This window comes from Sphingobacterium sp. WOUb80, from assembly GCF_050058145.1.
Classification (GTDB): Bacteria; Bacteroidota; Bacteroidia; order Sphingobacteriales; family Sphingobacteriaceae; genus Sphingobacterium.
In genome coordinates this window covers 115,293-133,878 of sequence record NZ_CP165617.1, presented here as the reverse complement: position 1 = coordinate 133,878, position 18,586 = coordinate 115,293, and the positions used below count along the sequence as shown (strand labels likewise).

General features: G+C 42.8%; 14 protein-coding genes. 7 read left to right on the top strand and 7 right to left on the bottom strand.

What is annotated here, in order from left to right; genetic code table 11:
• Window positions 1-89: 89 nt before the first annotated feature.
• From AB1Z56_RS00570 to AB1Z56_RS00560, 3 genes are all read right to left on the bottom strand, one after another.
• A complete protein-coding gene (locus AB1Z56_RS00570) occupies window positions 90-692 on the bottom strand; it encodes a hypothetical protein (protein ID WP_426790752.1) in 603 nt (200 codons plus the stop codon).
• Between the two features lie 55 nt (window positions 693-747).
• The gene (locus AB1Z56_RS00565; protein ID WP_426790751.1) at window positions 748-999 is read right to left on the bottom strand and encodes a hypothetical protein; all 252 of its coding nucleotides are present in this window, start codon (window positions 997-999) and stop codon (window positions 748-750) included.
• 531 nt (window positions 1,000-1,530) lie between these two features.
• Window positions 1,531-1,920 (bottom strand): DoxX family protein, encoded by a 390-nt coding sequence (locus AB1Z56_RS00560; RefSeq protein WP_309364844.1) that lies wholly within the window; start codon window positions 1,918-1,920, stop codon window positions 1,531-1,533.
• 162 nt (window positions 1,921-2,082) lie between these two features.
• On the opposite strand from AB1Z56_RS00560, the gene AB1Z56_RS00555 reads away from it, so the two are divergent.
• On the top strand, window positions 2,083-3,024 hold the full coding sequence (locus tag AB1Z56_RS00555; RefSeq protein ID WP_426790750.1) for an energy transducer TonB: 942 nt from the start codon (window positions 2,083-2,085) through the stop codon (window positions 3,022-3,024).
• A gap of 6 nt (window positions 3,025-3,030) precedes the next feature.
• Here AB1Z56_RS00555 and AB1Z56_RS00550 read toward each other — a convergent pair whose 3' ends face one another.
• Window positions 3,031-4,392 (bottom strand): hypothetical protein, encoded by a 1,362-nt coding sequence (locus tag AB1Z56_RS00550; protein ID WP_426790749.1) that lies wholly within the window; start codon window positions 4,390-4,392, stop codon window positions 3,031-3,033.
• A 304-nt stretch (window positions 4,393-4,696) separates the two neighbouring features.
• On the bottom strand, window positions 4,697-7,123 hold the full coding sequence (locus AB1Z56_RS00545) for a hypothetical protein (RefSeq protein WP_426790748.1): 2,427 nt from the start codon (window positions 7,121-7,123) through the stop codon (window positions 4,697-4,699).
• Window positions 7,124-7,520: 397 nt separating this feature from the next.
• Here AB1Z56_RS00545 and AB1Z56_RS00540 point away from each other — a divergent pair, with 397 nt between their 5' ends.
• The 6 genes from AB1Z56_RS00540 to AB1Z56_RS00515 all read left to right on the top strand — a co-directional run bounded on the left by AB1Z56_RS00540 (window position 7,521) and on the right by AB1Z56_RS00515 (window position 17,440).
• Window positions 7,521-8,069: an RNA polymerase sigma-70 factor gene (locus AB1Z56_RS00540; RefSeq protein ID WP_426790747.1), complete on the top strand. Its 549-nt coding sequence runs from the start codon at window positions 7,521-7,523 to the stop codon at window positions 8,067-8,069.
• Between the two features lie 81 nt (window positions 8,070-8,150).
• Window positions 8,151-9,344: a FecR family protein gene (locus AB1Z56_RS00535; protein WP_426790746.1), complete on the top strand. Its 1,194-nt coding sequence runs from the start codon at window positions 8,151-8,153 to the stop codon at window positions 9,342-9,344.
• Between the two features lie 220 nt (window positions 9,345-9,564).
• The gene (locus tag AB1Z56_RS00530) at window positions 9,565-12,975 is read left to right on the top strand and encodes a TonB-dependent receptor (protein WP_426790745.1); all 3,411 of its coding nucleotides are present in this window, start codon (window positions 9,565-9,567) and stop codon (window positions 12,973-12,975) included.
• Between the two features lie 10 nt (window positions 12,976-12,985).
• Complete coding sequence (locus tag AB1Z56_RS00525) at window positions 12,986-14,746, top strand: RagB/SusD family nutrient uptake outer membrane protein (protein WP_426790744.1); 1,761 nt, start codon at window positions 12,986-12,988, stop codon at window positions 14,744-14,746.
• A gap of 10 nt (window positions 14,747-14,756) precedes the next feature.
• Window positions 14,757-16,163 carry an alpha-L-fucosidase gene (locus tag AB1Z56_RS00520; RefSeq protein ID WP_426790743.1) on the top strand — a complete coding sequence of 469 codons (1,407 nt, stop codon included), beginning with the start codon at window positions 14,757-14,759 and terminating at the stop codon, window positions 16,161-16,163.
• A 239-nt stretch (window positions 16,164-16,402) separates the two neighbouring features.
• On the top strand, window positions 16,403-17,440 hold the full coding sequence (locus tag AB1Z56_RS00515) for a leucine-rich repeat domain-containing protein (protein WP_426790742.1): 1,038 nt from the start codon (window positions 16,403-16,405) through the stop codon (window positions 17,438-17,440).
• Between the two features lie 115 nt (window positions 17,441-17,555).
• On the opposite strand, the gene AB1Z56_RS00510 is transcribed toward AB1Z56_RS00515, so the two are convergent.
• Together AB1Z56_RS00510 and AB1Z56_RS00505 are read right to left on the bottom strand one after the other, a co-directional pair.
• Entirely contained in the window at window positions 17,556-17,990 is a 435-nt protein-coding gene (locus AB1Z56_RS00510) for a hypothetical protein (protein WP_426790741.1), read from the bottom strand.
• 177 nt (window positions 17,991-18,167) lie between these two features.
• On the bottom strand, window positions 18,168-18,515 hold the full coding sequence (locus AB1Z56_RS00505) for a hypothetical protein (RefSeq protein WP_426790740.1): 348 nt from the start codon (window positions 18,513-18,515) through the stop codon (window positions 18,168-18,170).
• Window positions 18,516-18,586 lie beyond the last annotated feature (71 nt).

Below are 18,586 nucleotides of genomic sequence, written 5' to 3'. Positions count from 1 at the left end.
GCTCAAAAAATAAAGCATTTCGAACACTATCGAGATGCTTTACCTTATTCCGTATGAAAAGTAAGTCTACAAGGCCCTAATAAGGGACTTCATGACGATTTTTTTATAACAGGATCGATCCAGTAATAGTCGTGGTTAGTATGAGCGAAAAACTCCATTGGCGTAACATGGCAATCAATGGTATCGCTGAGCCCCTCGTCGGTATAATTGACCACATCTTCGGATGGTATCACCATCCCGATTATAATGGAGCCATAGTCCAGGCAGTGGAGATCCGAGACCAGCACATTGACTGTGTTGGCCTGCGTCCACTTTTCCATTTCTTCCTTGCTAACACGTTTCACACGCTCTGCCAAAAACCGTGCTTCCTCCAGCTCTTTTTCGACATTGTCCGGAAAAAAAAGCAATAGGAAGGCTTCATACTTATCAAATTCTTTTGTTCGGATTGCTTCATTTCGCAGAAACAGCTTCTCGCCCATCTGTCCGTACTGATCGGCATATTTTTTCAGTTCCATTTCTGCAAGTTCCCTATCCGACCATTGCTGCAATTCAGAAAGCGCATATACATCGGTACCATGGCCGTCACATTGATTGAGATACGCCCATATATCGCCCTGTACAACTTTGGGCTTCTTATGCTCCAGCAGATTGTAACCTTGCGCTATCCATGCCTCTATTTGTTCCCTTCTCATCTTAAACTATTATTTTTAAAATAAACAACAGCGCAGCGGCAATGGTTTTCTTTTTCTACTTCAGATTTCGGGCTTTCAGTTCCGCATCTACTGCTTTCTCATTTTTTCCAAAATATTTATAGAACAAAATCGCCAATATCAACGGGAAAATCGTCGGCCAGGTTAAACCTGCTACGAACAGACTGTAGGCAGCGATTCCAAAACAAAAGCCAATGATCGATGCATTGATTATTTTAGTGGGTTTAGCTTTCTTTTTGAGAACCAACAACTCTTCATTGCTCAGTTCATTTAATTTCTTTTCTTCCATCTGGTCTGTACTTTTATAGGTTAGTTATTTTTATCTGTTTGATGCGAATATAATTATTTAAACGGATAGGAAGAAAATGAAAAATAATAGCCGTTAAATTTAATATTTAGGTGTTAAAAATCAGGATCGAAGAGTGACCAAATTACTATCTATAACAGCATTTGCTCAGTGCTTGTTCAGTGATTGCTCAGTGCTTGTTCAGTGCTTACTCAGTGTAAACTGAATAAATATTGAACAAGCACTGTCTAAAAATTGGCTGAATATTGTGATTAGGTATAATTTGGTATAAAGAACAAACCTGCTGTTTCCTGGGCCATCCATCGGGTCGATCGTTTAGATTTGATGTTTCAAAAAAGAGATAAATGGCAAAAAATGTTGGGAACCAACAAAAAGGCCGGGTGAAAATGGAACACCGGGCCTTACTAACTAAGTTATCCTTCATCTGGATATCTATAGGACAGTTCCACGAAGCAGATCGTTTGCTTTTTTAGAAATTTTGTATCAGATCTTTGCCGACCAGTTTTCCACCGATCATCTTTTACCTGTACTTTTCAATGCCCAGGCTACCAATACAGGCTGAAAAAACAAGCGCGCTAGCCGTTTACCATCGGTATCCAAACCAAAGCCATCACGGCGGTCTTTATATTGCGCAATATTTCCGGGGAACACGGCTGTAAAAAAAGCCGCAGCAATTTTCCCGACCTTCGAACGCTGTTTACCAGGCGCCAAAATCAAGGCTGCACCCAAAGCAATTTCAACAAAGCCAGAGTATACGACCGTATCGTCTTTGGAGATCGGTACCCAATTCGGCACCTGTGCCTGAAATTCCTTGCGGGCAAAAGTTAGATGTCCAATTCCCGCCACCACCAAAAAGGTACCTAGACCATAACGGGCGATCTTCTGCATAGGTGAATTATTCATAATCTTTTACTTAGAGTACATCATTCCACTCGAAATAGTTTGTCCAACGCTGCGGATTATTTCACCTAAAAAATATATATTTGATCAAATAAAATTAACCATATGCACTATTACTCCTTAAATATATATAAATACACTATTTTTCTGTTCTTTACAGCGTTTGTGATACCTTCAAAAGCACAGGAGACGATCGTCACCTATATTAAGAAAAATGGTGGTTTTACTGCAATCAAAGATTCTGCCGCTTACACCAATATCATCCGATCAACAGCAAATGAGATGGGGCTTCACGAATTGAACGATTACTATCCAAATGGCAATTTAAAAAGACATGGATGGACCAAGGTAGCTGACCCACGAAGATTATATCTGGAAGGCCTTATTGAAAGTTATCACAAAAATGGCAACCTAGCGGTATCAGCCGGATATAAAGACAATAAACTGAGCGATACGTTAAAAAGATACTACGAAGATGGCCTTTTAAAAGAAATTAGGTTTTTCTCCAGTTCTGAAGCTAGCCCCAACGAATTTCTTTTTCAGGACCAGCATAGCCAACTAATCTATTATGCTGATTCAACAGGTCACCAACAAATCGTCAATGGAAACGGCATGTTCGAATTTAAAGACAGCATAAATAGTGAAAAAGGCCAATATGCCGATGGTTTACGCCAAGGACATTGGGAAGGTACTTTAAAAGAAGGTAAGAACAAGTTTGAAGAATGGTATGCAAAAGGTGTATTAAGCAAAGGCATCAGTACAGATAGTATGGGCAATGTGCATCCCTATACGCAGCGGGATGTCCCACCGGAATACCCTGGCGGCATAAGAAATCTTATGATCTTTATTGCCCAGAATTATAAATATCCCAAAGAAGCTTTAAAAGCAAGGGTATCCGGGCAGCTCCTCATCAGTTTTGTCGTTGAAAAAAATGGCCTGACAAATGAATTTGAAGTGATTAATGACCTCGGCTATGAAACGGCAGCTAGTGGTATAGCAGTGCTGAAGAAAGCTGCAAAGTGGACTCCAGGTTACCAATATGGCATGCCCGTGCGCGTAAAGTATTCAATTCCTATCCGTTTACATACAGCACCCGCCCCAAATTAGCCCTGATCATAAATGCCGGGACTGTATCTGCTTCAATACGCTCTGCATTTTTTTATGATACAACTTATATGGCTTCGATAGCTCCACCGCTTTTTGTTGTTCTGCTTCTGCCTGCGCATAAAAACCAATACGATACAACAATAAAGCCATCGTATAGCGGAATGCAGGCACATCAGGTTTGAGATCTATTGTTTTCTTTTGCCAACGGATCGCATCAAATATAACCTCAGGGTTATTTTTTTCAAAAGCCAGGATCTGCTGCGCACCGTAATTCAAATTATTTGCCTGCTCATCCTCATAATATTTACGTCCCTTACCCACTAGGGATTTGAATTCTGCGTTTTGCGCACTGTCTAATAAAAGACGGTTTCGCGAAAACTGGATCTGCCGATCTTGCGCAAAATCTATTCGGGACAATGAATCAGGATCAACGCGATAAAATGATTGATCGTAATAGTTCCGTGCCATCCGGACGTAAGATAGACTATCTTTCATAAGCCGCTTATACTCCAAGGGATAAAAAGCTTGCGAATTAGAACCACGCAAATGATTAGGCATCCATGTCGTATAGGCAAAATAACCAACTTCTTGGGCCAAAGAAAAGTTTTTCTTATCAAGCGATTCCCGAAACGTCCGCTGTATAATCCTGTTGTTTATCTTTTTACGAACTGGCAATGGTAAATAGGAATACAGGCTATCCACCATTTTGTTATTCGTACGTGCCAGTAAATAAGATTTGCTATTATATACAGGGCCACAGCTCAATAAAAATATAACCGTCTCAAAATTATTCAATTGTTCTATTGTCAGCTGCGCTATATAGTCACTCAATAACTGCTGGTCTGTATATTGATCAAATGTCTGATTGTAGCGGAGTATTTTGTTCAACAAGGACTGCTGACGCATCCCTTTTCGATACTGTGCTGTAAGCTTGCCGAGAGTTTCAGCTTTTGAAAGCGTATTTGCCGAGTCTAGAAGTCTTTCCAGCTCAGCTCCCCCATCAACTGCCTTGTCTACTCGCAAAACAGGAATTCCATCCTTATCGGTAACAAGGTACATCGGTTTATTCAAATAGAAAGCCCGTTGTAATGGATGGTCAAATTCATCCCGATCCACCTGAACAACTCCCGACACAAACTGTGTACTGAGAATATCTTTTGCTTTTTTTGAAACAGAGCCTCTAAAAGGAATAAACTGATCGTCCCGTTGATGAACCACCAAGAACATCGGCTTATTTTCCTTTGCCGCTCGCTCCAGCAGCTGTAAATAATCTTCTTTTTGCAGAAATGTGTGCTGTGCTACAGCTGGGTAAACAAACACCCAACACAAAAATATTAATACAGCAGATTGTAATTTGAAATGATTCATTATCTAATTTAAATTAACTAGCAATAAGTTAGAATATAATTTACAGAATTGGATAAAATTCTCGATTCTTCTATTAGAACATCAAATTCGGATGCCCACCGAACAATTAAATAGCCAGAATGAATGCATAAAGCTAATCAAATACTCACAAAAACACACAACAAAATTAACTCCTTTCATAAAAAATTAATAACGAAAGGAAACCTCTGCAATAGCATTCCCGTCAGCCAGAATACTAAGCCTGCTAAAGGTGCTCTGAAAAACTGAATATCGTCTGCTTCAAAAGCGTTTCATCTACTTTTTATTATTTTTTTATCATGCGGCGATAATACACGACCTTACCTGTCTCTGTCAACCCCTGTATTGTTACCCAGACCCCATTATTGCGACTGTTGTTGTAGAATACAAATTTTCTAAAACTGTTATCTTTATTGATATCGAAAAAAGGTTCCCAGTAAAGTGTCAGACGCGTATCAAGCCCAGCAGACAAACGAGCTGCTGCAGTGGGATACACTTTATTGTAAAACTCTCCCGGTGGCATATAACCTGCAATAGTTTCATGATAATCTGCTGCGCCAAAATCTCGATTTACCTCAGCTGGGCTATATTCAAAGACAAGCAGCACATTATCACCTGAGTACACCGGAGAGCTATAGGTACGGTAAAATTTCAAATAAGGATAGTTGGACACATCCTCATCCAAAAATGATAATTGGTTCTGCTGATCCAGTTCTTTGAATCTATCCGGGTCACTTTTCGCTGTTTTTGCGATGTTGGACAGTATACTGCCGTCGGCAGCAGCTTTCGTTACCGCGCCGGTTCCTCCAACAAACCTTCCATTAAGAATAATCGAAACACTTCGCGCGGGAACTTTTCTAGCAATATAATCACGTAGAGACTGACTCGTTTTAATGACGACGCTATCTGTCAATGGAAGCAATATTGAATCTGGTTGATGGACCGTATGGGGTTCCATCGTTCTGAAACGACGTTGCAAACGATCAATTTCCCGTTGCCTGCGCGTCCGTGTTACCTGCACTGTCTGCAGTACCCGATTTCCATGCGCATCCATTGTAAAATAGTCTGAGTGAAGCCCCTTTAAATTATTCAGCTGTTTTCTACTTGCATTAGCGGTCTGTACAGGTATTAGGATGGGATAGCGATAATTGTTGGGATCTGCAAATTTATACTGAACAGTAAAAGGAGTAAATTTCAGCTTTCGATAGATCTGTATAACCCTGGTTTCTAACGAATCAAATATAATCGAATTGGGCACCGCAAATCTTCCATTTTTGTCAAACATCAACTCAGTATATTGCATGCGCGGTGCTTCGGGATACTGATAACCAAAAGAAATCCCCCTAACAGGTAAATTCCCTTTTTTTCCCTTGTTTACTTCATCCAGATAATCGGCATAAAATTTAGCCCAAGATCCCTTTTTCAAGCGGATCTGGCCCTGTATCTCCAAGGGAGGATCCACCACCGTTAATTCGCTACTGGGACAATAGCTATCATCCCAAGTTTGCCCTTGGATAAAAAGATTCTTATTTTCTGTCCGTTCCCACAACAACTGCGGATTGACTAAAGGCTGCTGGCTCAAAGGCTGAAAGTAAATATCCGTCAACATACTTTGTGTGGTATCTACGCCAACTTCGGCATCAACCACCGAAACCGACAATCGGGCCATTTTCTCGCCTTTAGGTAAGGTTACTGTTACACTACCCTCTGATTTTTCCTGAAAGGTGCTACTGACTGAGACGATAGGGCTTACTTCAATCTGTTCGTCGCCTATAAGCAAGCTCGTCCGTGACAGCACTTTCTGTTGATCGCGTACCACAGCCTGCAAGATACCGTATTCCAAATCAGCTTTCTTTAATGGAATATTCGTCTTTTTCCCTTCTTTGAGGTTGAACTCTTGATCAAAAAGTGCTCTTTTCCCTATTCCCACCGATACATGAACGAGCTGGCTAGGTTGGTTGGTCTGCAACTGAACAAGTACCAGCGAATCCTGTTTTACCAAAGCAACCTTAGCCCCCTGCACTACCGGAGATATATTGTCTTGGTGCTTTATACCCAGCGGATCTTCCCATTGGAGCATATAGCGCCGGTCGAGCTCAAAAATCGTCCGCAGCGTAGCAAAGCCGGCCGAATCCGTCATAAACTCTGCGATATCGCCACCCTTGTCATCCACCATTTTTCCCTTAACAAAAGCTGGATATCCCCTACTGTCCAATGTTTGGATCAGCAGGGTATTTTCCAGCCCTGAAAGTAAGATACCTCCCTCAGGTTGTTGTACGAGTCTAAACTCGGGCGCTTTTTCGACGGTAGATGTAGGATTTTCAGAAGAAAGCTGCAGAATACCCAATTTCTTAAAATAGGGTCTACTCTTGACGCAGGAGTCCAAGAGTGTGTTGGCATTGATAAAAATCTCTTTACCAGGATAGCCCGCTGGTATAGTAAAATAACTTGCTGTTACACCGTCTTTAATGAATGCCACTGATCGCCTGATTTCCTTTCCCTCTTCGTCAATCAGTTTCATATACATATTGTGGAGATCGCGGGCAATAGCGCCATCTTTCATAAAATACCCCTTAAACCAGACGGTATCTCCAGGCAGATAATAGTCCCTGTCGGTATGTAAATAGAGTTGACTAGTCTGAGCGTGTATAGATTGAAAAGAACCTACCAACAATAGGCTGTACAGAAAAAATCTAACAATGTAATTCATCATTCGGTTTGATTTACTGGATAAAACAGGAGAATAGGGCTACGGCTAAAATGCAACAGTAAAGGCTATGATCTATTTATTGAAAAATAGTATAGATTCAATAATTTATTTACAACAATTGGTTTCTGTCTGAAAATTGAAAAGAAAAATCCAATAAAAGAAACATAATTTTCAAACAATCGATTGCGCAATTTTTAATCAAACGGATAAACAAATTCCAAACAGTGAGCTCTCCACCTTTTCCATCTGCTTCTAAATATGCTTTATGCGCAATCGTTTTCGAAGAAATAAAAGAACAGCTCTCCTTTCTCAAATTCAAAAGCTAAGCAGATTTCCCTATATTTATACCGTGCTCCTAGAGCACCTGTTATGTCGATTTCTTAATACTTGATTAAACCGGTTGAAAAACTTGCAGATAGCTTTACCCTACAATATTGAATCTCTTTTTCAGCAATATTACCGACAGCTTTGTCTTTTTGCAAACAATATCCTTCGTGACGAAGCTCAGGCCGAGGATGTTGTACAAAGTTTTTTTGCCGGACTTTGCGAAGGGCGCAATACCCTGCCCGAAGAGGAGAATGCACGCAAAAGCTATCTTTTCATCTCCGTCCGCAACAATTGCCTCAAACAGATCCGCAGCGAAAAAACAAGGAACAGATACGTCGATCAGCTTGACAAGGACATGATCGAAGAACAGACCGTCATGGACGCCATGATACAGGCCGAAGTTATCCACCAGCTGATGGAAGCCATCCATCAGTTACCAAAAGGCTGCAGGCAGGTGCTACACATGGCTGTTTTTGAGAAACTCTCTAACGATGAAATAGCCAATAACCTATCTATTTCTATCAATACCGTCAAAAGTCAGAAAAAAAGAGCTATTCAGCTTCTAAAAGTACGTCTCAATGCCCATCTCCTGATGCTTTTATTATTTTTACTTTCTGAATAACAATATTTTACACTTTCCCCCAACTTCTTTTCCATCCTTTTCCATCCGCAGTGGCTCCTCTATTTATACCACCAATTGAACATGATGAAGGATGACCAATTTGTACTTGTCGATTTCTTAGTAAAACACTTCAGCGGGACACTGAGCCAAGCTGACAGGCAGACCCTACAAAAAATCTTCGACGAAGATCCCAGCTTGCGTAATCAATGGGATCGATATACCAGTCAAGGGATCAGATCCAACGACGCGCAGTTCTGGGATAGATTAGACCTGGATCAGGCAAGGGCCAATATCCTATCCCGAGGATCCATCAAACCTGCCCGCCGACTATTTGGTATGGATATGTCGAGACTCGGTATCTATATAGGTTTAGCAGCCAGCCTCCTTGTCTTTGTTGGTATAGCCTTATTTCTTCGAATGATAAATCAGGACAAACAACTCGTTCCCGATCAGGTATACCACTATAAAAATGATGTTTTACCTGGTGGACAAAAGGCCACCCTCACCCTATCCAATGGTAAAGTTGTCACCTTGTCGGAAGAACAGACGACTCTCCATGAAAAGAATGGCGAACAGCTCCAAGTAAGCGGCGGACAGCTGCATTATAAGCCCAATAGCGGAAATGCAGCACTTGCCAACCTAAAAAACACATTGAGTGTTCCAGCGTCGGGCTTCTATCGCATGGTACTTCCCGACGGTACCAAAGTCTGGATCAATTCGGCTTCCGAATTGATCTACCCCTTGACCTTCGGCAAGTCGACGCGTCAGGTTGAACTGCGCGGTGAAGCATACTTTGAAGTTGCTCACGAAAAAGACAGGCCTTTTATTGTCAGCACCATCCATGGCGACATCAAAGTCCTAGGCACCGCTTTCAACCTGACGGCCTATAGCAATACAGCTTCCAATGTGACCCTGATCAACGGCAACATCCAGCTGACCAATAAAAATCAGAGCAGCAGAAAGATTATCCCCGGACAGAAAGTCGAATTCGATGGCAGCAACATGCGTGTCACCCAAGCAAATATTGAAAAAGAAACCGCCTGGCAACACGGCTATTTTTATTTCGAACACGACCAGGTTCAGGACATTATGGAACAGCTGGCACGCTGGTACGACATAAAAGTCATTTATCAGGGACCAATTACCAAAAAGACCTTTGGCGGTAGCATGAGCCGAAGCGTCAGCCTTGCCGAAGCCTTAGAACTCATTAAACGCGGCGCCGGCGTCGAATTTGAAATTGACAGAAAAACAGTTACTGTAAAGAATAAAAACTAAAAAGATAAACCAATTTTTAAAAATCAAAGGAGGATCCAATATGATGTAAAGATTTATCAATGCTGCCTAAAGCAGCGCACTTAAATAACATTTGTACTAGAATTAAAACCAAAAAACCAACCCTATTACTGAAAATATGAATTACTTTATCAAATGCAAAGATTACCTGTTCGGGAACCGAATGGCCGAACCCAGCTTTGCACCGCTCATTTCAAAAAAGATGAAAGCAACCTTATTTCTGGGTTTACTTTTTACCTATGGTGCTTATGGCAAGACCGAAGCACAGCAGGTCACTTTAAATGTTAATAAAGGGAACCTCAAAACGATTTTTCAAGAAATCAAAAAACAGACGGGCTATCATTTTTTTTATGACGAGAGCCTCTTCAATGACCTCAAACAGGTGAATGTCAATGTATACAACCAAAAGCTGGAAAGCGTACTTAAAGAACTGTCAGACGAGTTACCCTTAGAGTTTGAGATGCACAAAAATCATATTATTGTGCTGCCAAACGCCTCCAAAGATAAGGTGCCAGCACAGCAGCAGTACAGTATCAAAGGCCGTTTGCTTGCGGCAAAAGATGGCGCTCCCATTGAAAATGCGACGATCAGCATCAACGGTAGCAATAGTCGCACATCGTCAGACAGCAAGGGCAATTTCACCCTTAAATCATCCCAGGCCGAAGGCAACCTGACGATTTCGCACCTTTCTTTCAAACAGCAGACCGTCCGGTTCAACAGTGCCAATGCCAATGGCCTAACAATCTCCATGGAAGAAAATGACAGTGCGCTCGAAGAGGCTATTGTAGTCGGTTATGGTACACAAAAGCGGATCAATCTGACTGGCGCTGTGGACAATGTAAGTGGCGAGATCTTGAAAAACAGGCCCATCAACAACGTAGCTCAGGGTTTACAGGGGGCGATTCCCAATCTGACCATAACTCCCTCAAGTGGCAATCCAGCTAGTAATCCGGGTATTAATGTCCGTGGTACCACTTCGATCAACGGCGGTGGCCCACTGGTACTTGTCGATGGTGTGGAAATGAATATGAACCTGGTCAACCCGAATGATATAGCCAATGTCACCGTCTTAAAAGACGCATCTTCAGCAGCAATCTACGGGGTACGGGGAGCTTTCGGAGTCATCTTGATCACCACCAAAAGCGCAGCCAATGTGGATAAAACAATGGTATCCTACAACAATAATTTTGGATTTTCGCAACCCAGCATTTTCCCCGAGATCGTTAAGAAAAATTATGAACATGCCGACTACATCAATCAGGCTATGCTCAATGCCGGTCTGGCGCCGATGTATGACGACGCTACCATCGCCGGAATGAAAGCCTGGACCGCCGATCCGGCCAACAACCCCTCCTATGAGGTCGTCGGGGGCAATTACCGTTTTTACGGCTATAACGACTGGCAAAATATGCTGATGAAAGATTTCGCCTTCTCCCAAAGACACAATATTTCCCTCTCCGGCGGAACCGAGAAAACGAAGTTCTTCAGCTCCGTGGGTTACAACAATCAGACAGGCTTGCTCAAGATCAACAGCGATCAGTTCAAGCGCCTCAATACACGCCTGAGTGTCGAAAACCAGACAACAGACTGGCTTAAGCTGGGCTTACGTGCGCTCTACAACCATACTGACAATGACGAGCCCTATAACTACGGAAATTCCATCTGGCATCAATTTGTCTTTACCAGCCCTGTACGTCCCTACCAATGGAACGGCGATCCTGCCTATCCACAGTATGATAAATACAACGGCATGTATTTCGACGACCAAAATCCAATTCCGCTCCTCGAAAAAGGCGGTCGCAATCACTCCATGAATGAAGACATCTGGACATCCATCAATGCCGACCTCAAATTTATGCCAGGTTGGACAGGACATATCGATTTCAATTATAACCTGAATATCGATAAAAACACTGCCCATCGTAAAAAGGTGGATATGATCAAGTCCAATTTTGTTCCGACTGAAGGCAATTCTACCAACAACTCCTACAGTATCGAAGATAACCGAAGAGATTACTATTCCTTCAATGCTTATACACAGTATGAGAAGACTTTGGGCAAACACTACTTCAAGGCAATGGTCGGTTACAACCAGGAACTGACCAAATACGGTTCCAACAAGGGGACACGTCTAGGAATCCTCAATCAGGAGCAGCCGACGCTATCGCTGGGCTCGGGCGAACAGCGGGTAGAACAAACCGGTTATGAATGGGCATTACGCGGAGGCTTTTTCCGCCTGAACTACATCTATGCCGACAAATATCTATTGGAAGTCAACGGCCGTTACGATGGTACTTCACGCTTTCCAAAAGACAACCGCTTCGTCTTCCTACCTTCGGTATCAGCTGGATGGCGGGTCTCCGAAGAGAATTTTATGCACTGGTCACGTCCAGTACTCTCCAATTTAAAACTAAGAGGTTCCTATGGCGAACTGGGCAATCAGCTCCTCACCTCGAGCAGTTGGTCGGGCAATACCCGGTATTATCCCTTTGTTCCCTTTATGTCGGCAGGTATATCCAGCAACTATATTTTTGGAAACCAAACCCAGGTGATTGTCAATCCACCGACCTTGGTTTCCAATAGCCTGACCTGGGAGAAAGTCGGCACGTTTAACCTCGGAGCCGATCTTGCCTTTTTTAACAACAAACTCGACGCTTCTTTCGACTGGTACCAACGGACAACCTCCGATATGCTTACCAGCGTAGTCTATCCAGAACTCTTAGGTGCCTCATCACCAGTAGAAAACAAAGCCGAACTCCGTACCAAGGGCTGGGAACTGGCGCTAAGCTGGAAAGATAAAGTAAATGAAAAACTTTCCTACTCACTGGGATTCAACCTAGGGGATTCGCAAGCTAAAATTACCAAGTTTGACAACCCTACCCGCTCACTGACAAATTACTATGTCGGGCAAAAAATAGGTGAGATATGGGGCTACACCACAGAAGGCTTTTTTGCTGATGCCGACGACGTGGCCAATCATGCCGATCAGTCGCGACTAGGGAGCAACTGGGCTGCAGGTGACATCAAGTACCTCGAGCGCGATCATGTACAGAAAAATGGCCGTGACGAAATTTCTCCTGGCGACAATACCGTTGACAATCCGGGAGACCGTTCCATCATCGGAAATACCACACCACGTTATACCTATGGCTTTAACGGCGGAATCAATTATGCCAATTTCTCGCTGGATCTCTTTGTCCAAGGCGTAGGCAAACGTGATTTCTGGCCTACAGGACAAGCATTCTGGCCTGTTGCCACGCAGTACTTCGCCACCCAGCAATGGTGGGTAGACGATACCTGGTCGCCGACACATACCGATGCATATTTCCCGCGGGCAGTCGCACGCAGTACCAAAAACCAGCAGACACAAACTAAATACCTGCAGGATGCATCCTACCTGCGCCTGAAAAATGTGACTTTAGGTTATTCCTTCCATCCGAATATCTTGCGCAAGCTAAAACTATCCAATGCGCAGGTTTTCCTCAGCGGCGAAAATCTATTTTTCTTTTCGCCAATCAAAGGAAGCTATGACCCCGAAGCCGCAGCAGGCAACGGAGCTATGATCTATCCGTTCTCCAGGACTTATTCATTTGGTATTACCCTAACGTATTAACATGACAGCAATGAAAAAATATTCTATTCCTATCCTTTTCTCCCTAGCGATCGCCTTCCAATCTTGCAACGACAGCTTTTTGGACCGGTTGCCAACGACCGATTTAAATGATGGCCTCTATTGGAATTCAGAAGATGACCTGAAAGCTTATGCCAATGGAATCTATAATCAAGCCGGCAATAATGGCGACTATATGTTTTTCCTTGGCTTTACAAACACAGCCTTTGGAAGTGCTACACATGCCGTGGTACCTATTGAATCACAGACCGACAACCATGGCTCGCGGGCTTCCGAACACGAAACTTTTATCCGACGGGCTGCAGGGCAGCAGACCATACCGAATGATGCAGGCCAAGGCGGCTGGTTGTGGCCTTTTTTACGCGTTTGCAATGTTATGTTAGCCAACTATCAAAATGTGCCTATTGCCGAATCCATTAGAAACCAATACGCCGGAGAAGCCCTCTTTTTTAGAGCCTGGTTTTACCTCGATAAAGTACAAAACTTTGGCGATGTACCATATGTATCTACCCCTTTGAATACCGATTCACCGCAGCTTTTTGACAAACGTACACCTCGAAAGCAGGTGATGGATTCAGTCTTGCGCGATATCAATCTGGCTATCGAATATCTACCGACAAGCTGGACGAATGGTGCAGGCCGCATTACCAAGTATACAGCATTGGCGCTCAAGTCGAGGCTGGCACTTTACGAGGGTACCTATCGCAAATACCATGGACTGGGTGATGCCGAAAACTACCTGCGCGAGTCGCTCGATGCCTCCGAAAAACTGATAACCAGCAATGTATATAAGATCTATAACACGGGCAAACCAAAAGCCGATTACCGCTCGCTCTTTATCAATTCGGAGCTGGCCAGTAATCCCGAAATTATTATGGCTCGAAATTATGTCAAGGGCATTTTAACCCACAATATGAGCGGTTATGTACAGACACAGAATGCGGGCCCTACACGTGATTTTGTCGACGACTTCCTTTGCATCGAATCCGATGGCAGTGCAAAACCCATCGGCTTAAGCAGCATATACAACGATGCGACTATCGAAAACGTATTTAACAACCGTGATGCGCGCCTTGCACAGATTGTCCTCGACCCCCGCGAAGAACAGGTGATATTCCGTTCCAATGTGGGCTATCCAAGACTGTTGGGCATGGGGGGCGACATCAGTGCAACAGGTTACCACCTGATCAAATATTTCGATTATGACCAACGGCAGCTGGCAACCAATTCAGATACCGATGCCCCTATTTTCCGCTATGCCGAAATTCTGCTGAACTATGCCGAAGCAAAAGCCGAGTTAGGTACCTTATCGCAGACCGATCTGGATCGCAGCATCAATCTGCTTCGTGACAGAGCCGGAGTCCCTAGGTTGCAGCTCAATCCGCCAATGGATCCCAAATATGCCGGTGAAGGCATCTCGTCTAATTTGGTGGAGATCCGTAGGGAGCGCCGGATCGAGCTCTGCTATGAGCAGACCCGTTTTCAGGATCTCATGCGCTGGAAAAAGGGCTCCTATCTCGCGAAGAAAGTATTGGGTATCCGATTTGAAGATAGCGACCGCAATAGTCCGCGCTTTGCCAAAGTATCGAGCAGTGTCAAAACCGTTGAAGTAGGTGGCAAGAAATACATTGACGTATATGCAGGTTCAGATTTTGTCAATCGCGTGTTCGACGAAGACAAACATTACCTCATGCCACTTCCGATCAATGTACTATCCAAAAATCCAGCCTTAGGACAAAATCCAAAATGGTAAAAAAAGGCCAATGAACAAGCGACAAAATCAGCTTACAGGGATTTTACATAAGATCCTCATAAGCATACTTATTCTACTTAGCGGGCAGGCCATGAGCCAGCCCGCTCCTTGGTTTACCGACGGGAAATTCGGTCTGTTTCTGCACTGGGGACTCTATTCCCAGACCGCGGGCGACTGGGACGGTCATCCCACCAAAGGTGGCGAGCATTTTATGCTCTACGAACGGATTCCCGTCAAGACCTATGCAAAGATCGCCGATCAGTTTAATCCAATCGGCTTTGATGCTGACCGCTGGGCGCAGATGGCCCACGATGCCGGCATGAAATACCTGGTGATCACGGCGAAGCACCACGATGGATTTGCCATGTACAATTCAGCCGTAAGCGACTATAACATCGTTAAGCGTACCCCTTGGGCAAAAGATCCGATGAAGGACCTTGCGGTGGCCTGCAAGAAATACGGTCTGAAGCTCTGCTTCTATTATTCCCTCGGCCGCGATTGGGAAAACCCCGATGTACCCACCAACTGGCCCGTTAAAGCTGGGCGTAGCAATACCTGGGATTATCCCGACGAAGATGCCAAAGACCTGAACAAATACGTTGAAAATAAAGTCAAACCGCAGCTGCGCGAATTGCTGACGCAATACGGCCCCATCGGCATTATCTGGTTTGACACCCCCGAGCTCATTACTAAAAAGCAGAGCGAGGAGATCAAAGATCTGATCCACTCCATTCAGCCCGATTGTATTATAAACAGCCGGATAGGTAATGGTCTGGGTGATTATGCCGTTGTCGAGCAGTCGCTGGTATCGACTGCACGGAAAAACTGGGAAGCCTGCATCACGATGAGCGAAAACTGGGGTTACAATAGACATGATACAAAATGGAAAAGCCCAGAACTCCTGGTGCGCAATCTGATCGAGGTCGTGAGCAAGGGCGGAAATCTGCTGCTCAATGTTGGCCCCAAAGGCGACGGCACCTGGCCTGTTGAAAGTCAGGAAAATCTTCATGACATAGGAAACTGGATGAAGACCAACGGTGAAGCGATTTACGGCACCACAGTCTGGAGCAGCGGCAAACAAACCGCACAAGCCGTACAGGCCGACATAAAAGTAGCCGAAAAGGAGAAAGCAGGTATGAAAGATGCGGTGAATGATGCGACGTCCAAAGAAATCGTGTCAGACTATCGCTTTACACAGAAAGGGAAGGCCATTTATCTCTTTGTACGCAGTCCGTCGGCGGCTACAATAGACATTCCAGAGCTCGCAAAAGATAGTTTTGAGATCAAGAGCCTGAGCTTGCTTGGCAGTCCTTCTAAGGTCAAATGGACACAAGGTAAAGATGCTTTACAGCTGTCCTTACCCACTGTCAAGGGTCAAGAAATCCCGATTTTCGTATACAAGATCGAAGCGAAATAATCCCGTGCTTATTTCATTTATACGTTGATCCCATTTAACAACAAACTCCCTGAGAATTGATTTTATCAGGGAGCTCTTATAATCCCCCACACTTTTCCCCTTCATATTTTCAAAAAACTATAAACCATTATTCATCCAGGTGCAACGAATCGTAAGCCAAAACTATCGGATATAAATCTACAGAAAAGACTCGTCTTAAAATGTGCATCTTTGTCTTACGAACAAAGGATAACGCACACATGAAAAAATATATTATCGTATTCAGTCTATCATTACTCACGCTAACCGTTTCGGCACAGAAGAAAAAGAAAAAACAGGGCCCACCACCAGCGGTAAAACCAATCCCTGAGCCACCAAAAGTGATCGAACAGGCGGGTAATTCGGAAAGCATGTCAGCAGGAATGATATCTATGCCTATGCGGGCAGTCGATCAGGTGCGTATGAGAAAGACAGATGGGCAAGAACTTAATCTGGAGAAACTGGAGGAATTAGTAAACACAGACCTTTCTCAGATACAAACTTTATTCCTGGGTTCTTCCATCTCCGGAAAGAAACTCAGCAGCGAGATCCTGCAAAAGATTATGAACGAAGGCAATCAAATGGAATCACTGGAAATCAACAATCTAGACATCAGCGCATTTCCTGAAATTACAGCAGCCCATCCTAAACTAAAAAAGATCGCGTTAAGCAGAAATAATCTCAGTGTACTTCCGGCAAGTATTTCCAATTTGACGGCGCTGGAAGAGTTCGACTGCAATAATCCCTTGACGGATCTACCTGCTTCCTTTGCACAGCTCAAAAACTTAAAACAGCTTGGGCTAAACGGTAATCTGTTCAGCGCTTTTCCCAAAGAAATTTTTAGTTTGAACAAGCTGTCTTTCCTATACCTTTCGGGCAATTACAAAGGTGAGACCAAGCTGACAGATCTGCCCGATCTATTTGAGCAGCTACCAGAATTAAAGGAAATCGGAGTAGAACATGCTGGGCTATTGACACTGCCAAAATCTATTGCTACATTAAAAAAATTGGAAAAGGCCAATTTTTCGTACAATCAGTTTACCAGTTTCCCTGCAGCCTTGTACAACAATCCCAAACTGGTCTATGTACCATTTACGAATAATCCTCTGCAATGGGAGCCCTTTTTGGCTTCTGTCAAAAAAATAAAATGGAGTGGTCTCTTCTTTTTGAACGATACAGGATTGACAAAAAAACAGTACGAACAGGTACAGCAGATCCTGAGTAAGACAGATGTCTATTACGATGAGATGAATGACTAAATAGGTGGTATCTAAGCCAAAAGCTGAACTATCAAAATTAAGATCAAAATATTATTACTGCCTATCGTCTATTTCATAGTATTAAAACATAAATAGAATTTAAATTCAACAACTATTAAGAGATAATCCCTTCTATTTCAGTTCCAAGGATATTTCCTCCAAACAAAAAGATATATAATTGAATACTAAAAAATAAAAATAGAAAAGGCAATATAACTAACATCCAAATTTTAATATATTTATTAGCAATACACATAGAAAACTTTTCTGAGTAGTATGCAAAAGGCCTTCTAGCTAACGAAGCATAGCTAAATAAAAGAATAGGAATGATAATCATACCCCAAAAAACATAACTATGTTTAATCTTGCTTAAATATTCCACAGAAAAAACGCTACATATAGCTAATGTTTTCTCTAAATACACTATAAAAGAAGCCGCAATAACAAGCTGTAAAAGAGAGATATACATAAAAGACCGAACCTTTGGGTCATCGTTCTTGTCAAGATATGCTTTATACATTCTAAAATATAAGTATTCTAAAATTTTCATCTTAATTTTATCAAATATATTATTTCCAACTGTAAATTACTTTTCTTCATATTTTATCGCGTTAATATGGATAAATCAGTATCAAACATACTTATCTTCTTTTCTTTTAATACAGAGCCACCTGAAGTAAATAGCAAAGCCCGTCTAACAGTATTGGGTTTTATTTCATTCAATGAACTACTCCTTTATCTCGGATATTACATCCGAAAAATCTTTCCACTCCAAATCAGAATAAAAATCCTTGACCATGCCTATTTTACTGAAAAACGAGTTAAAACGTCCATCATTTAATACAGCATCGAGAGCTGCATGAATTCCCTGATACGAGAGATCTTTTACAATAAGCATATCTGTAGACCAAAAATAAATTTCACGATTTTTTTCCATCAGTTTATCGATATTCGTCAACGTAAACAATGTTCCAAAATAAACCTCATCATTCTCCAAAATAATATTGACATCAAGGTTATCATTATATACATTGACAACTTGATAAGGAGCAGGAAATCGAACTTTGAATTTCATAACCTTCAGCATAGTTATTGATGTTTAATTTTTAACAATTCGCCCCTCGAATTCTTAAAAGGAGAATACTC

Coding starts and splice junctions, on each gene's coding strand:
- AB1Z56_RS00570 (WP_426790752.1), bottom strand. CDS start 692: ATGAGAAGGGAACAAATAGAGGCATGGATAGCGCAAGGTTACAATCTG.
- AB1Z56_RS00565 (WP_426790751.1), bottom strand. CDS start 999: ATGGAAGAAAAGAAATTAAATGAACTGAGCAATGAAGAGTTGTTGGTT.
- AB1Z56_RS00560 (WP_309364844.1), bottom strand. CDS start 1,920: ATGAATAATTCACCTATGCAGAAGATCGCCCGTTATGGTCTAGGTACC.
- AB1Z56_RS00550 (WP_426790749.1), bottom strand. CDS start 4,392: ATGAATCATTTCAAATTACAATCTGCTGTATTAATATTTTTGTGTTGG.
- AB1Z56_RS00545 (WP_426790748.1), bottom strand. CDS start 7,123: ATGATGAATTACATTGTTAGATTTTTTCTGTACAGCCTATTGTTGGTA.
- AB1Z56_RS00535 (WP_426790746.1), top strand. CDS start 8,151: ATGATGAAGGATGACCAATTTGTACTTGTCGATTTCTTAGTAAAACAC.
- AB1Z56_RS00530 (WP_426790745.1), top strand. CDS start 9,565: ATGAAAGCAACCTTATTTCTGGGTTTACTTTTTACCTATGGTGCTTAT.
- AB1Z56_RS00525 (WP_426790744.1), top strand. CDS start 12,986: ATGAAAAAATATTCTATTCCTATCCTTTTCTCCCTAGCGATCGCCTTC.
- AB1Z56_RS00520 (WP_426790743.1), top strand. CDS start 14,757: ATGAACAAGCGACAAAATCAGCTTACAGGGATTTTACATAAGATCCTC.
- AB1Z56_RS00515 (WP_426790742.1), top strand. CDS start 16,403: ATGAAAAAATATATTATCGTATTCAGTCTATCATTACTCACGCTAACC.
- AB1Z56_RS00510 (WP_426790741.1), bottom strand. CDS start 17,990: ATGAAAATTTTAGAATACTTATATTTTAGAATGTATAAAGCATATCTT.
- AB1Z56_RS00505 (WP_426790740.1), bottom strand. CDS start 18,515: ATGAAATTCAAAGTTCGATTTCCTGCTCCTTATCAAGTTGTCAATGTA.